Annotated in this window: 9 protein-coding genes and 1 pseudogene; all 10 read right to left on the reverse strand. The window is 36.0% G+C overall.

All coding sequences use genetic code 11. The features are described 5' to 3' along the window. Positions 1–8: 8 nt before the first annotated feature. A complete protein-coding gene (locus GI584_RS19080; protein WP_153792231.1) occupies positions 9–899 on the reverse strand; it encodes a carbohydrate ABC transporter permease in 891 nt (296 codons plus the stop codon). Between the two features lie 16 nt (positions 900–915). Beyond that, positions 916–1,890 carry an ABC transporter permease gene (locus tag GI584_RS19085; protein ID WP_091481080.1) on the reverse strand — a complete coding sequence of 325 codons (975 nt, stop codon included), beginning with the start codon at positions 1,888–1,890 and terminating at the stop codon, positions 916–918. Between the two features lie 233 nt (positions 1,891–2,123). Further along, entirely contained in the window at positions 2,124–2,744 is a 621-nt protein-coding gene (locus GI584_RS19090; protein ID WP_100359219.1) for a YesL family protein, read from the reverse strand. 163 nt (positions 2,745–2,907) lie between these two features. Then, positions 2,908–4,239: an ABC transporter substrate-binding protein gene (locus GI584_RS19095; protein ID WP_153792232.1), complete on the reverse strand. Its 1,332-nt coding sequence runs from the start codon at positions 4,237–4,239 to the stop codon at positions 2,908–2,910. A gap of 13 nt (positions 4,240–4,252) precedes the next feature. Continuing rightward, positions 4,253–5,854 carry a response regulator transcription factor gene (locus GI584_RS19100; protein WP_153792233.1) on the reverse strand — a complete coding sequence of 534 codons (1,602 nt, stop codon included), beginning with the start codon at positions 5,852–5,854 and terminating at the stop codon, positions 4,253–4,255. After that, positions 5,832–7,643 carry a cache domain-containing sensor histidine kinase gene (locus GI584_RS19105; RefSeq protein WP_153792234.1) on the reverse strand — a complete coding sequence of 604 codons (1,812 nt, stop codon included), beginning with the start codon at positions 7,641–7,643 and terminating at the stop codon, positions 5,832–5,834. The genes GI584_RS19100 and GI584_RS19105 overlap by 23 nt, the downstream gene beginning before the upstream one ends. A gap of 223 nt (positions 7,644–7,866) precedes the next feature. Further along, positions 7,867–11,652 (reverse strand): GH32 C-terminal domain-containing protein, encoded by a 3,786-nt coding sequence (locus tag GI584_RS19110; protein WP_228552277.1) that lies wholly within the window; start codon positions 11,650–11,652, stop codon positions 7,867–7,869. Between the two features lie 255 nt (positions 11,653–11,907). Next, a complete protein-coding gene (locus tag GI584_RS19115; protein ID WP_100359215.1) occupies positions 11,908–12,879 on the reverse strand; it encodes a LacI family DNA-binding transcriptional regulator in 972 nt (323 codons plus the stop codon). A gap of 746 nt (positions 12,880–13,625) precedes the next feature. Further along, positions 13,626–13,775: pseudogene (locus GI584_RS19125) on the reverse strand (hypothetical protein); the annotation flags it as partial. 125 nt (positions 13,776–13,900) lie between these two features. Beyond that, on the reverse strand, positions 13,901–17,875 hold the full coding sequence (locus GI584_RS19130; protein ID WP_228552278.1) for a GH32 C-terminal domain-containing protein: 3,975 nt from the start codon (positions 17,873–17,875) through the stop codon (positions 13,901–13,903). Positions 17,876–17,959 lie beyond the last annotated feature (84 nt).

Here is a 17,959-nt window from a genome sequence, read left to right on the forward strand (position 1 = left end):
CGCTTTTATTATTTTAATGATCCAACCATGACACCTTTTTCAAAATACTTCTGGAAGAAAGGATACATGATCATTAATGGTAAACTTGCTATAACAATGGCAGAATACTTAATCATTTCTGCAATTCTTTGTAATTCTGCTCTCGCCAGTTGATCTCCAATCATACCTGGCTCTATTTCGTTTTGAATTAAAATGTCACGTAGAACCAACTGTAACGGATACAGACTTTTATCCTCTAAGTAAATCATGGCATCAAAGTAGGCATTCCACTGTCCGATAAATGAGTAAAGTGCAAGAACAAAAATAATAGGTTTCGCTAATGGCAATATAATACTAATGAAGATCTTAGCATCTGATGCACCATCAATTCTCGCAGCTTCTTTCAATTCATTAGGCAAGCCTTTAAAGAATGTCCTTGCCAAGATAATATTCCAAACAGTAATAGCTCCCGGTAAAATAATCGCCCATGGACTGTTAAGCAAACCTAAATCTTTTACCAGTAAATAGACAGGAACCATTCCCCCATTAAAGAACATGGTAAAAAGAAAATAAAGCATAATTATTTTCTTCCCTACCAGATTATCAATAGATAATGAGTAACCCGCAAGAATAGTAAACCCAACTGAAACAAGAGTAAAACCAGTTGAATATAAAATAGAATTTATAAATCCTCTCACGATCGACCCATCATTAAAAATTCGAACATACCCATCAACTGTCCAATGTTTGGGGTCGAATGAAAGTCCTTTCGTCAAAAGAACATCAGGCTGTAAAAAGGAACCTAATAGTACATACAAAAGAGGTAATGTAACAATTAGCACTACGACAACCAAAAGTATCTTATTAATAAAGAGTAGCACTTTGTCTGTTTTCGAATTATTAATGAGATTATTATTCATTTTCACTACCTCCTCTCTAATAAAGGGTTTCGCCATTTGCTTTTTTTACAACTGTATTAACTGTTACTAACAGAACCAGGCTAATTATAGAATTGAATAAACCAATTGCCGCACCAAATGACCAATCAGCAGCTTGCAGTCCTCGTTTATAAACGTAGGTATCAATAATTTCTGATGCAGGTAAATTCATCGAAGTCTGAAGTAAGTATGCCTTCTCAAATCCAATCGTCATTATTCCTCCAACAGCTAAAATAAACAACACCGCCATCGTTGGTTTCAATGTTTGCAAATCAATATGTCTGATACGTTGAAATAATGAAGCACCATCAATAGTGGCAGCATCATGTAATTGTGGATCTACATTCGATAGAGCTGCGACGTAAATAATCGATGCAAACCCCGCAGACTGCCAAATTCCAGATGCTATGAAAATGGTTCGAAAATACTCAGGCTCAGACATGAAGGAAATCGGACGATCTATTACTAATGTCAATAGTACATTTAACGGCCCTGCAGGTGATAAAAATATAAAAGTCATACCAGCAATAACCACCACAGAGATAAAGTGTGGTGCATAAAGCACTAGCTGAATATTCTTTTTAATATTCGCTCTTCTTACTTGATTTAACATTAGAGCTAATATTACAGGTACCGGGAAGCCAATCAGCAATTCGAATGTACTAAGCTTTATCGTATTCATAAAGATTTGATGAAAGTTTGGCGATTCCAAAAACTTGATAAAATGTTTAAAACCTACCCATTCGCTTCCCATAATTCCCTTTAATGGGCTAAAATCTTTAAATGCGATTGTCACACCATACATCGGAATATAATTAAAAATAAAAACTAAGATAACAGCAGGTAATAAGAACAAGTACAAAATATAATTCTTTTTGATATATTCTAATGAACTTTTCTTCTTTTCCCTCCCTTCATTTATCTGTTTGGTCAGTGCATCTGACTTAGGTGAAGTATCCCAGCCTTGCCCCATTAGAAGTCCTCCTTAGATCAATTGATTTCTTTAGAATAAAGTGAGATTTCCCTCAGTGGGGTTTTTGTCCCCCACTGAGGGTTAGCGAACCGCTTTCATGTGTTTAATATACCAAATAATGAAAGCGTTTTATTTCAATATTTTAGGTTGATGAACTTCAAAATATTTGGGTAAAAAATTTTGATAAAACAAAAAAATCACTAGTACAAACTAGTGATAGTGAATGCTTTTTATTAATATGACTCTTTAAGTCCTTGCTTTCTCGGAAAAGATAATGCCGCTATTTTCATTACGACAAAGCAAAACAAACTGATTCCAAAAAGGAGAATTAACGCCGGGATATACATATATATAAATAATATAGCGCCTAGAAAAGCGATCAACATAATAGTGTGAAAGGGTCGAGCTATTGTCAGTATGCATGCATATCGAAAATACTGTATTAACTTAAAATCGAAATGAACATACAACGGAAAAATATACAATATACTAATCGCATAGAATATCCCTATGACCAAAATCAAATTAAACATCATCATTTGCAAATAATCGTTGCTTATTTGTTGGACAATTTTAAAATCTAAAAATAAAAATACTCCTATGAAAGTAACACTGTATCCCATCAGGTTTGATTTCATAAATTCGTTTTTGAACTGTTTTATAAACTCTGGTAAAACTGGTATGTCCTCATCTTCTAATATAAATTTTCTGATAACAGCAAATAATGCTACTGTCGACGGGAAGAAACCGAACACAATGAGGCCTAATAAAGAGAACGTAATCCATAATATATTTAGTAAAATTAAATTAAATCCTAAATTCCCCAGTCGTATATACCACCTTTTTTCCAGCATGTTGATTCATCCCTTCATTTAAATGCCATTAATGCTTATAACTACTTTCACTTTAACAAAAGGAGTGTTTTTAGGATTATAATATTTTTGGAAAATGTCATATAAAATTTTTGGGAACTTTGAAAGTCCCTAAATACAGGAAGGGAATCTATCAATCTTATGGTTACTCTATTTCTTTTAAACGTTTATTAATTGTTTCAACTGCTTCATCAACAGAAGACCCAACATCTTTGTTAGCAATACCAATATCCTCAAATAATTCCTTTACTGCAGTGCTGATATCAGGATAAGCAGGGGTTACAGGACGATTTCTTGAATAATAATATGCTTGATGCAAAAATATATTGTAAGGATATTCATCAAATACTGGCAAAGCCTCTGCAACCGAATATCTTGCTGGAATATCTCCGGTTATGGTTACATACTTTTTCATTCCTTCATAGCTTGTGACATAACGAATAAACTTCCAAGCTTCTTCAGGGTGTTCTGTTTTAGAGGAAATACCTAACGCCCAACTTCCATTTGGAACTACCTGTTTATCTGCTTTCGGGAGCGGCGCAACTCCAAAATCTTCTCCTAATATGAAGCCGTTTTTTTCCAAATCGGTTAATGCCCATGAACCAAGAACTGTCATTGCCAGTTGATTGGTTTCGAAAGCTTTATCTGGTAACTCAAGTGCTGCGACTCCTTCTTTATGATACAAGTCTTGGTAAAACTGAAGAGCAGCAAGAGCTTCTTCTGAATCCAGATAACCACTTACTGTGGAGCCATCAGGGCTTAATACACTAGCACCGAACTGCCATAGTAAGGGTAACTTAAAATAAGCTGGAGATTCCCCATTACCGAAACCTTGAGCTGGATCAATCCCATACACACCTTGCTCTTTGTTTTGTACAGCTTTAGCTATTTCAAGAGTCTCTTCCCAAGTCATAGGCTTTACAGGACTTTTCTCTGGAAAAGGTACACCAGCCTCTTCAAAAATATGCCTATTATAGTATAATGCAATACTAGATTCTACGATTGGCATTAAGTAGATTTCATTTTGATACGTTAAACCCTCTATGGTTGATTCTGGAAAGTCTCCCTTTATATCTACATCTTCTTCCACAAAAGGATCTAATGATAGCAAAATTCCTGAATTAGCGTACAATGCTAAATTAGGACTGTCGATAGCCATAATATCTGGTCCAGTTCCAGTAACGATTTCCGTACGCAATTTCACTTCATAGTTACTATATTCTATTTCTTCCATATTAATATTTATGTTAGGATGCGCAGTTTCAAAGTCACTAATCAACTCGTTGTATGCTTCATTTTCAGCAGAATTACCAAAATTACGCCAGAATGTCAGGTGTACCTTGTCTTCCTCATTCATCACCTCTTCAGCACTATGACGACCACGATCAGATGTTAGTGGTTTTACTACCATTAATAAATAACAAGTGACAATACTAATTAATAAAATGAAGACTAAGATATAAACTATTTTTTTCATATGCATACACCCTTTATTCAAAATCAGAAAATACTGTTAGAGACTTACGGTATTCTGCTGGTGTTTGACCGACATGTTTCTTAAAAACTGTACTGAAATAAGCGGAACTAGAAAAACCGACTAAATTAGCAACATCAATAATCTTTAAATGTCGGTCTTTTAGAAATTTTTTTGCTTCTTTCATTCGTCTTTCAACAAGATATTCACTAAAGTTTTGACCAACTTGAAGCTTGAAAATTTCTGATAAATAAGCACTATTAATATGAAATAATTCCGATAAGGCGGTTAAAGAAACATCATTTCCATAATGCTGATCTAGGTAGCGTTTAACACCATCAACAATTAATTTCCCATCGGTTATACGGGTATTACTTACTCGTTCAATGATTATACGTGCAAGTTGAACAAGGTGATCCATCACTCTCTTTTGGGAATTAAGTTCCCAAATTGCTTGTTGGCTTTCCCAAATAAATCTTTGTGTTTGGGTCGTTTCCATATCATATTTTTTAGCAATTGCGCTTAAAGAAAATAATATTCTGTTTGACATGATGGAGAAAGATAACACAGATTGCTTATTCGTTTCGCCAAGCAACAATTCAAGTTCTGACTTAAACCGTTCCAAATTGGTTTGTTCAATTGCATTCGTTATTCTTTTTTCTAACTCTGGTGAAAAATCGGCAATTCCTTCTTTTTTCACTGTTTCATCAATAACTTGCGAATGAGTTCCTAATTGACTTTGACTCCAAGACAGTAAACTAGAAATATACCCCATTTTAAATTCGGTTATTCCCGTCACAATATTACCGATGCCAATCACCGCTTCTAATTTAAGTAAAACTTTCACATTATGCTGAACTGACTTAACTAAATAAGACGGGTTGTTTGAGTCATCTACCAATCTTAAAAAATGGATCATATTCGTATAATTGGGATCATAAAAAGATAAGACACCAGATTGTTTTTCGGCAATTTCTTTACATAACATTTGAAAAGTCATCTGTAATTGTTTAACTCGATTAGAATGCTCGATTAGATCCCGTACCTCCACTGTGATAAACTGAACCTTTACGTTTTCCTGCAGAAGACTGTGTAATTTTAATTGTTTTAACCTTTCTTTGACAATACTATGCTGCAGCCATTCTTCTTTCACTAAGTAAAGTAAATATTGCTCTTGCACTTCCTGTAGTTGGGTACGGACAAGTCTTTGCACTCTCTCTAATTCTAATTGTTTACTCTTGTCATTTTCTATTTCTTGTCTCATTCGCTTTAATACTTCTTGTAATTCGTCTGGATCTACTGGTTTTAATAAATAATCTCTCACCCCTTCTTTCATTGAATTCTTCACATACTCGAAATCTGAATAACCTGATAATACGATAACTTTCGTATTTCGATAATTTTCCTGACACTGCTTTGCTAATTCAATTCCGCCCATTATCGGCATTCTAACATCAGTCAGTACCAGATCAATTCTATTCTCAGCAATTAATGCGAGTGCCTCCTTGCCATTTGGTGCTTCTGCTACGATTTGAAAGCCTTCCTCTTCCCAGTCAACCTTCCAATGTAGTCCTTTACGTACTTGCGCTTCATCATCAACGATTATGACTTTCCTCATTCATTTCCCTTCCCTCATAGTTTATACCTAATGTAATTCTTGTCCCTTTATTTATTTCTGAGTCTATCTGATAAGAGAATTGTTCTTCGTAATATAACTGTAAGCGATCCAAGACATTTTTAAGGCCAATACTATTTCCGCTACTTTCCAATGTACTTGATTTAGTTTTGTTATCATCATTATCTATCAAATGATAAATAACTTCCTCGGACATTCCTATCCCATCATCTTCTATAACGATTGTGAGATGATTTGATTGATAACTCGTTTTTATATACACTTTTGCATGGTTTTTGGCAATGAAGCTATACTTTACTGCATTTTCAACTAGTGGTTGAATAATAAATTTAATAATTGGAAGATTTTTAGATTCCGGATCTTCATCAATAGATATATGGAGCGCATCTTCGTATCGAAGTTGTAAAATAGTTGCATAGTTACGAATATACTGAATCTCCTCACCAAGTGTGACAGTATTAGACTTTGTATCCAAAGAATATCGCAACATTTTCCCTAAATAAACACTAACATTCATCACATCTTTATTCTTACCTTGAGCTGCCAATCCCCCCATAATTTCCAAGGTATTATTTAAAAAATGGGGATTTATTTGCAACAGTAATGCTTTATACTCTGCATTACGCCGACGAATATTAGCTTTATATTCATTATCAATTAAACTCTTTAACTGTTCGAGCGTATGAGCAAACACACGTAAAACATAACGTACTTCATTATTTTCTGATTTTATTGTTGGCATAATCTGCTTGGCACTATTAAAATCCCCCTTCTCCAGGTAATTCATTGCTTTAGTTAGCTCTCGAAGTGGATTAGTAATAGAAGATGAAAATACAAATGAAGCAATAATGGTAATTAAAAACACTCCAAAACTCAGTAAAAGCATACTTTTCTGAATTTGATAGGGATGGGCAAACAAATCCGCTTCAGTAACTTCACTCATTAAAATCCAATCACCTACTGATAAGTGTTGATAAAATAATAAATATTTTTCATTATCACCTTCTATTTCTAACAATCCTTGTTCGTTTTGCCTGTCTTTCATCTCTTCTAAAGAATCAGTAACAATCTCTTGAGGTGTTTTTATCTCCCCTGTTAATACATTTGCCCCCTGTTCGTTGACGATAAAAGTATTTCCCTGCTCACCAATCTTTATTTTATCTAATGCATTTTCAATCAATTCTGTAGAAAAATTAACCTTAATAACACCGCTATCACCAAAGGAATTCATATCAACTAAAGGGATAAGATGACTATTAATATGTAAATCTCGCATTACAGCCGACTGTTGATTCGGGTCTATATGTGAACGTGTATATGTTTTATTATGATTCTCAAACTCGCTATACCAAGTGTTATTTTCTAAATCAGCATAATCTCCCCAAATCCCTTCCCCGTCATGTGTAAAGATGGAAACTGAAATATTATTAGAGTTATTGACCATCATCGAACTTAGTAAAGCGTTTAATTCATTTCTTACTAATAATCGAGCAGTGGTCAGTGTATCATCACCTTTTTGTTTTGTTTCTAATTGTAACCATTCCTGCGTTATCGGGTTAACCAACACTTGTTGTCCTACATCTTCAGCCTGCTTGGTAATAGAATCAATATAAAGTGAAAATTGGTCCATCATCTCAACCGTTAATTCTTGCGTTTGATCTTTAATATAAATAGTAAATAAACTAGGAATAACTAAAGACAAAACAAGAAACGGGATGGTTAATAAACAAGAAAACACTAGAAATAGCTTATTTCGCAATGAAAAAAACATATTCGTTCCTCCAAATACATATAGAACATTTTAAGCTTTATTAAATTAACAAATAGATTAATTTCACTTCTCATTATATCACGGGAAAGCTTCCTCTCTTTAGCGTTATCATTACAAGGTGAGACTTCAATCATTGAGGGTATTACGGACGGTTAGCGCCATGATAAATTAATTTAGAAAAGGGAAGTTTACCAACCTCCCTTTTCAGCCTATTGCTTACCAGTTAATCTACTTCTGAAGATAATGTCCACTGCTGATGTAATTTCGATGGGTCATATTCCTGTAACGTTAATTCACCTTCTTCTGTTACTTCCATTGCTTGACTATTAAAAACAGATATTATCGATACAGTTGCATTCTCGTTTTCTTTTATTATCCAACGTTGATTATCGTAACCGAGGTAATCATATAGCTGAATTTTATTCTCGCCCGTATCTAAATCAATAGTTTTTCCCTCTTCATTCCTTATTGAATAGGAGTCGTGTTCATCTCCAGTAGGAATTAAGGTCCAATTTGTCAGCTCATCTTCTTTTCCTACTGTAACCAATTCACCATTATTAGAAGTAGCTGCATAGATGGTTTGCCCAGTATGAGAATTGATAAAGGAAGTTTCCATTAAGTCAGCTTCCGTTACATTACTAATTTTCACATTTTGATAAGTAGCTCGCCCTCCGAATACGTTTAACCCAAAGTGTCCTTCTGCAAAGGTACCATCTTTAATATTTATAATGTTCTCACCACCTACATTAATTCGAATCTGTGGACCATTTGCTTCAATTTTTACTTTATATATTTTTCCAGGCTGAATAAATGCTGGGACTTCCTTGATTATCATACGTTCTTCAAAACGTCCATCCATTTTATAAAAAAGACGAAAAGCTTTCATATTAGGATCTAAGTTAAAGTAATACCCACTCCTTCCATCTTTGCTTGCACGGAATAGTATGGATCCAGCTCCACCAGCTTCATCAAGCATCATGTCTGATTCGTATATAAAATTTCCTCCATTTTCTTTTGCCATGTAATTAGCATCACTGTTATGCGAACCTCGGATCCCATCTTCCGTAGTAATCCAAGTGGCACCAGATATATCTGAGGTCCAACCTGTAAGATTTGAATGAAACTCACCATCGTATACGCTTACATTAATCTCTTCAGACACTTTCTTATCTGGTGTTGATGCTGTAATAGTTGCTTCTCCATCACCTATTGCTTTGATTACTGCATTACGATTATTAACAGATTCTATCTTTACGATATCAGCATTTGATGTCTCCCATTTTATTGGCTGCATTTCATTCTCTTTACTGCCATCAATCGCTGCATACACTGAGTGGGTATCTCCAATATTCATCTCTATCTCTTTCGTATTTGTCACGATACTAGCTTTCTCATTTATATCTCGATTCCAGATATCATTAAGTGTATGGACTTTAAGGGACACTATATTAACAGCGCCGTCTTCCGTGTAAAAGCTAACTCCTCTACTCGTTGCTTTAGGAAAGATGACATCAGAAAATACTGATTTTCCATCGTTCGCAAACACTTCAACAGACGCATTATCCACAAAAATATTCAGTTTAATGCGTTTATTTTCTGGTAGTAGCGGAGCTTCATGTAAAGTTGTAAATTGGTTAGAGAAATCTGTATAACCTGAATTGGAACGATCAATAAACATTAGATTATCTGTTATGTTGTAACCGACCAAAGTTTTTTCTTCTGTTCCCTCTCGAAGTTGGAAACCAAACTCGGTTACGTCACTATTAGATGGTATTTCAAGCTCCGCTTCGATTTCATAGGATCCTTCGTTTACTTTTTTTAATAAGTTCAAGGCATCTTCAGGTTTTATATGTTTATTCTCTGTTTCAAAAACTGTTTTGCGAATCATTTGTAATTCTTCAATCGGCGCTTGAGCAAGTCTAATTCCTTCATCTGTTTGTATTAACCGTAATTCTCTTGGAATAGTAAGTTGACCCTGCCATCCTTCTGTTGGAAAATCAAATGGATAGTCCCAATTTGTCATCCACGCCATCGTTATACGGCGATTATCCGGCATATTGGCAAACGACATGGAAGCATAGAATTCTTTACCATAATCTGTCTTCAATTCCTCTCCAACTGGGTTGTCATTGATGAATTTCCCATCTGGTGTCAACTCTCCAATAAAATATTCTGCATCAGAACCTTCAGTATTCGGATTTGCCCCGGTACTGATCATAAGCACCCATTTCTTCACGTCTGTATCTTCGACTTGCAGTTCAAAAAGATCCGGACATTCCCATACTCCTCCACGAATATAATCACCATAGCCAAAGTTATCTGTATGTTCCCACTGAATAAGGTCTTTAGAAGTAAAGAATCGAATATGGTCTCCGCCCGATACAACCATTATCCAACGATCATTCGCTTCATCACGTACTACTTTCGGATCGCGAAAATCCCAGCCTCCTGGATCTTCCTCGTTTTTCCCCGGATTTTCAATTACAATCGGGTGTTCTGTTGAATATTCCCATGTACGGCCTTTATCCTTACTATAAGCAAGACCAATTCGCTGATTTCCATTGTGAGCATCAGGGTTAAAAGAAGTATAGTACGCTATCAATCCTTTGCCACCAGAATCAGTAAAAAGCCCCGAATCATTATGCAAGTCTGCTACTGCAGATCCTGACCATACATGCCCATAATCATTCCACGGCAAAGCTATAGGTAGATGTTTCCAATTAATTAAATCTTCACTAACTGCATGCGCCCATTTACCACCATCTTGATGGAAGAGATGGTACTCACCTTCGAAATATACAAGTCCATTCGGGTCACTGGCGGATCCTCGAGCTGGCGTATAATGATAATCCGGTCTATAATTTTCTTTGTAATAACTATTTGTTGGAACTACATAGACATCTTGAAAATAACCTTCCCCTTTTAAAACCGTCAAGCCTGTTAAACCATCCGAGTAACTGCTATCTGTAACTTGTACTGCGGGATCTGCATAACCATCTAGATACAATGTTATTTGCTCTTTATTCACTATTATTTCCAAATGGTGCTTAGTACCATTTGGTGATTTAAAGCTTCGTGTAGATTTTCCAATCACTGTTCCATCTGTTTTTTGTAACCGAACTTCCATTTCCTCTCCATGCTTCATAAGTATAGCTTGATAACCGTCAGTCCCATCTTCATTCATACGGAATGTAAGACCTGCCTCCGCTTGTTCGTCATCAAGAGAGACATTACCTTCTAACACAAAGTCACTTGCTTGTGTTTCATATACTTTCTTAGCTATTTCGTTCTCATCTGCTAGTCCTTTTAAACCTTTAATATTTGGTTCCCAATTTCCTTCCTCAACTAAAGTTGAACCTAAATTTGTAGTAACTTCACTCACTTCTACATTCTGAAATAATGCAGAGCCATTCCATACATTTAGTCCTAGATATCCGTTATGATAGAGCGATACATTAGAATCTATGACTGGAGTATATTGATCTTCCCAATATACTTTAATATTATCTGCTACTACTTTTACCTTTAAATGATAGATTTCTCCTTCTTGAATATTTACGTGAGTTTCTTCTTTTAATCTACCTTCATCACGAGCATCACGAAGTCGAATAATTCCTGCATCTGGAGCTATTTGAACCATATAAGAATCCCAACCATCTTCACCAGATCGAAAAATCAAGGTAGCGTCTGCTGATTGGTCCAAAATTTTTATATCTGCTTCATAAATAAAGTCTTCTGATTGAACACTTGAAATCGCCATTACATTCTCATTTGGTTCGGATGTAAGCTTTAATCCTTGTTCTGTGTCTTCCAGTGTGCCTTCTCCATGTACTATCCAATTAGCTAAATTTGTGTTTGCGTTAATCACAGAAACCTCCTTATCTTCATTTGTACTTACTACTTGCTCTGTTGGCAATGCTTCCATATAGATCAATTTAGTGATTATTAGTCCTATTACAATTAAGAAAAGCAAACGAAAAACAACCTTTTCATTTAATGTATGATTCATCAACAAAACTCCTTTCCAAAAGAAAGATTTATTCGGATTATTGGTCAGCCATGTTTTTCTTAAATATTCTCCTCCTTGACATTTTGATTTAACAAATTAACTTTCGCAATAAGGTTTTTTCATAATGTCAACCGGTTGACATTATGTTTAAATCGGGGTCTTACTTTATTATAAAACCAATAGTATAGTAAGCGTTTTCAAATGTCAACCGGTTGACATTTAGAAAATAAGCCATTAGTTGAACTATAAAGGCCTTTATGTCGTTTTATTTATGATGATCTGAGGTAATAGAAAAGTTTCCCTGTGAAGCTCTTTATCTGGATGCTTAATAAGCTCCATCATTTGCGATACAGCTGTTGAAGCAATATCTTCTATTGGCTGCTTAATCGTAGTCAACTGTGGTAATAACTTGTTTACAGTGGAAGTGCCGTCATAACCAACAATTTTCAGCTGCTTAGGCACTTCAATATTCATTTCCTCAGCAATTTGCAAACAGCTTGCTGCCATCAAGTCATCACTAGCAAAGATACCATCTGTTTCAGGGTGTTCGTTAAAGATTTTTTTGATTGTTTGGATGATCTCTTCTTCATCGAAGGGACTTTTTACTACATATGTTATAGGTTTTTTGATTAAATCTTCGTATGCTTTTCTTCTTAACTGAGTTGGTGTCTCCAGTTCAGCAGGTCCATTAATATGAATAATAGATTTACACCCACGTTCAATCAAATGTTGAACTGCCATTTTACCTCCTTCATAATTATCTGATCCCACGACTGGTATCGTCTCAGCAAGGTAATGATCAATGGCTACTATCGGGAGATTTGACTTCTTATACGTCTCAACATCTCGATTGTATGAACAAACAATAATACCATCTACTTGGTTTCTTATCAGCATAACGGAATACGCTTCTTCTTTTTCCGGTTGGCCAAGACTGTTACATAAAATCACTCTATAACCCATATCGGAACAAATACCTTCTATAGCTAAAGATAACTCACCATAGAAAGGATTAGAAATATCCGGAATGATCAAACCTACTAAATAGGTTCTTTTTTTATATAATGATCTAGCTACATCATTTGGATAGTAACTTAATTCCTTCATAGCGCTTTCAACTTTTTGTTTTGTTTTCTCACTAATATACCCGCGATTATTTATAACACGTGAGACGGTTGTGGGTGATACACCTGCAACTTCAGCAACATCATTTAGCTTAATGGTCATGTGTGTTTCTCCTTAAAAATAAATATTAAAGAATTATACTAGTCTGAATCATTCTTTTTTATTAGATCATACAATGATTATTTGAGAGTGTAAAATATTTTGAGTAAGTTTTTTATTAACTGTTATTCTTTATCTACTAAATTACGTTTCTAATTAAAAATATTTAAATAGTGATTGGTAACTTTTGTATCCAAAAATTCAACGTTTTTCACCTCAATAGTAATTTAAAAACAGAGGCAACCTCAATCTGCTTAATAAAAGGTTGTTTTACTAGTAAGTGTGCAAGTTTACTTTTAAGGAGAGAAAATTGTGATAGGAAGTCAGATTTGTAAAAATAGTACTTATTGTTTATTCGCATTAAGTCTTATATTACCTTCTAGTAATGCAGCATTTGCTGATCCAGGAAAGGTGGCGTGCTGACGGAGGAGCTCAAGGCGGAGGAGGTGAATCTTCCACTGAAGTTGATTGTTCAGGAATTATAGATAGTAATGCTGACTATGAAATCCATGATTTTCAAGAGAATGGATCTGTTTTCTTATAGAAGGCAATAATGTGACAACTTGTGAAACGATTTTCGCAACTACTAGTGATGGGTATAGGATGCAAGATTTAACGGAAAATGGTGACCCTGCTACAACTAAGGGGATTTTTGTTTATCGCTCAAATGGACCAGGTGGAATTCAAGTTGGGGATGTTGTTCGCCAAACAGCAGAAGTTTTGACAAATTGTTCTTGTGCAACATTTTCTGCGGCTAGTAACATCACCCATTTACTTGAACTTTCATGCCAGAATACTTTTGGACCTCCAAATACTGGGGGATTTTCAGTATTATGAATGACAGGATTACCTGAATATTTCGACCAAGTTCTTCCTTTATCCGTACTATATGCCAAACTCTAGCTTTGTCCCCCAAAACTCCGCAAATGATACTCTCCTTCGTGATTGAAGGAGCAATCCCATCTCTACTCACGATTTGCCAGCCTGTTAAATCTCCACTTTCAAAATTGGCATCGGTGATATCTTATTTCTCAGTGGGATGCACGGGAGCATTTACATCATCAATGTTAATATGTCCCCAGGATCCTGTAGCTTGATCAACCACCTTTATATAAACTTTCTCGCCGATATATTCTGAAGCATCCCAATGAACACGCGTATATCCTTCTTGATCTCCACCAGTTACTTTCATTAGCTCTTTACCGTCAGCATCTCTTACTAGTGCCACATACAAATGGTAAATATCATCTCCACCAGACACTAGAAAATCTATTTGTCCATTGCCTCCCAGAATGAACTTTTGGGAACGAATCTCACCGACTTGTGAATCATCACCTTCATAGATACTGTATAAATGGTAGTTTCTATGGTGATTAAATGGACCACCCCATCCCCAATCATTTGCACTTGTCACGTCTAAATCAGTAAAGGCATCTCCACTCAATATGGTCCACCCTGATAAATCTGGTGTTTCAAAATCATGATTTACTAATTCATCATGTTCTGGTTCAGGTACGACATCAATGGTGTTGGTTGCCGTTAACCCTCCGTCTCTTGTTTTCGCTGTTATAGTAACGGTCCCTTCAGCATGTGCAGTTACTTTCCCATTTACAACAGTAGCAATCGATGGATCATCCGATGTCCAAATCACTTCTTTATTCGTTACATGAGATGGTGTAACTGTTGCCGTGAGCCATTCACTATCGCCTTCTATTAAATCCATACTACTTGGATTTAATGAAACACCAGCAGCCTGTACAGGGGTATAGGCCGAATTCATTTCCCAAATCTTTAGTGATTTAACTGAAATGGTATCACTATGATCATTTGCCCAAAGCTTTAATCCAGTGGCATCATCACGAGTTGGATATGCTCTTGTCGTTAAACCTTTTAATCCATTTATATACGCATTAATCTCTGAACGATCCACATAAATATGAAGTTTAATATTATCTGTTCCTATATCTACGTTTCCACCTTGATACCATTTTTCCACATCTGGATCAAGACTGGATTTCAAACGATTCACCCAGAATTCTTTACTACTTTCTTTATAATATATAGTCGTTTCTTCTTCTCCATTTGGTGAACGTCTTAAACTAATTCCCGCTTCATTAGCAGAACCATTATCTATCTCTAATTCAATTTCCAACATATCTCCATGTACAGAAGAAAGAATCTGATTAGCATCATCAAATGATGTATCTGAGGTAATATCAACTAGTTGGTCCCCTCTTAATTGTTCCAGCTCTTGAATAGGTTGAATTCCCAATTGACCATCTGATCGATAGGAAACCTCTACCGGCAATCCATAATTATGAGCAAAACCAGCATCATAATCATCATTACCAGGTCTTCGCCCCTGCGTTATGCTATGAATAATAGTTCTGCCATCTGGTGTTACCATACCTGCTGGACCAGTAAAATGCTCTCCTACATCTAATAAAGTGGGCTCTTCATTATCAGGAGTAAAACTAGCTGTTTCCGGATCCCAAGTTCCTATCCAATAATAGGTGTATCTCGATTGATATTCTTGTCTGGATGTTTTAGCAGGATTAATTAAAAAGATATATTTACCACTGTCCCCTAATGGTAATAATATTGGCAATTCCCATACACGGCCTGTTTTAGGATACTGATCATAGTCTCCTACAAACAAATCTCCCTGATATGTCCAATTTTCAAAGCTAGAATCTTTGGTGGAATATACAAGTGCTGTACCTCCAATAGGATCCCCATTTTCATCCTCTTTTCCTGAAGTCACCAGCATATACCATGTGTCCTCATCTTTAAACACAAACGGATCACGAAATTCGCCTTGAATTCCCTCTCCCTTTTGCTGCTCTAATATTACTACCTGGCTCTTTTCCCACCGATTTAAATCATTATCCCCATCTTCTGGATAAGTACTTCTCGCAATGTTAATCCGTTGATTAGGAAAATCACGATCATCGCCTGCCGTATAAAAAATAACCGGTACATCGTTATCATCCACGACAGCTCCACCAGCCCACGCACCATCAGGGTCCACATCATGTTTACCTGGAATTACAGCATCATCGACATCACGCCAATGTACCATGTCATCACTTACTAAATGTCCCCAACGAATATGATTCCAAAAAGGACCTCTCGGATTACTTTGATAAAACACATGGTACTGTCCATTAAAATAAATAGGTCCTCCCGGTTCATTTCCCCAATGATTTGGAGGTGACATATGAAACTGCGGACGATGTTTATCCTTCGCCAGGATACTTCTATCCATTTTCATATCTGGAGTGGGCAAATTGCCATTCAAGTTACTTAAATATGAATCATAAGCATTCTGAATTTCTGTTGCACTTAATGTTTGATTATATATTTTCACCTCGTCTATTAAACCACTGAACATATTTAAATCATATCCATATAACCACATACCATCATTGTTTTTACCAATTAATAAATCTTTCACGCTTGGTTTTATCTGTTGGCCAGCAGGGAAATCTCGTGAAGCTACTTTTTCACCATTTTGATAGAGAACTGCTTCCCCTGATGCACTATCATACGTTGCCGCTATATAGGACCACTCTTTTAAAGGTAAAAGTGTATCGGACATTACTTCATACCAATCTGAGCCAGTCCCGAATTTAAGTCCCCAAGTGCCGTGGCGAAAATTACCTAAGATAAAGCCCTCTTTCTCTTCCCGATCGTGCTGATTGACAATAGCCGATAACCTGCCTTCATCACCATGTTCGAAATTACGTGGTGCTACCCATGCTTCCACAGTGATGGCATTATCTGGTGCAGGAAATTTATCCGGGGTATGTGTCACCCAAGTAGAATATCCATCAAACAATAGAGCGCTATTTGAAATCCCGTCACTTTTCCATAATGGATCTTGTGAATCTTGGAAAACTCCCTCATTCAAATGATAATCGACTGGGTTTTGTATGCTTGATACTTGTTCTGTGGTGACTTTGCCTGTGCCTTCATCTAAATTCCAATAACCAATTAGATTTTGATCATACACTGAATTGTACACATGGAAGTCATCAACATTTATATGTCCCCAATCACCTGTTGCATGATCTACTATTTTTATATAGACTGCTTCCCCTATATATTCGGATGCATCCCAAAACACCCTTTGATATTTTTCTGTATTTCGCCCCGTTTCTTTAAATAGCTCTTCTCCATCTGATTCTCTTACTAGGGCCACATATAAGTTTTCCTCATCTTCACCACCACTAATCAGAAAATCAATGCCACCAGATCCATCCAGTGTAAAGGTTTCAGAATGCAATTCACCTGTTGAGGCATCACCACCATCTTGAAAACTCCACAAATGGTAATCCCCTTCATGGTGAAACGTATCCCCTTGGCTCCATTCATTTTCATGGACTAAACTATCAGGTCCAAATGCATCTCCACTCACTATTTCCCACCCTCTTATTTCATCTGGTGGTAATGCTGTATATTCAAAATCATGGTTATAGATTGAAGGTTCAATATGATCATGCAAAGATGGCGTTGGTGGGACATTTACATCATCAAGATTGATATGTCCTTCTGTACTATTATCCACTATTTTTATTCTTACGGTAGTATCAATATGTGATGATGCATCCCATTCCACTCTACTGTATGTGTCTGTCCCTGTACCGGTTGCTTTCATCAATTCTTCTCCATCTGATTCTCTTACTAGAGCAACATATAGATTATCTATATCTTTGTCACCTCCAGTAAGAAAATCTATTTGTCCATCTCCCCCAAGTGTAAAAGTCTCACTTTGCATTACGCCAACTTTGGAATTGTCTCCTCTTCCTCCCCAAATATGCCAGAAGTTATGCTGATTAAAGGATTGTTTATCCCAATATTCTGATTTCGAGCTGATATCTGTGTCAGTAAAAGCTGTTCCATCGACGATTTCCCAAGCTGACAAGTCTCCTGTTTCAAATCCTGGGTTTGTAATGGTATTGGCAGCTTTTACATCCGGTATATCTCCTGAGATCATCCAATGACTCCCATAAAGCAAGATTATCAAAAAACATATACTAATCTGTTTGACCATTTTTTCTTTTCCTCCTCTTTCTGTTAA

The sequence above is a fragment of the Gracilibacillus salitolerans genome, assembly GCF_009650095.1.
GTDB classification, from domain to species: domain Bacteria; phylum Bacillota; class Bacilli; order Bacillales; family Amphibacillaceae; genus Gracilibacillus; species Gracilibacillus salitolerans.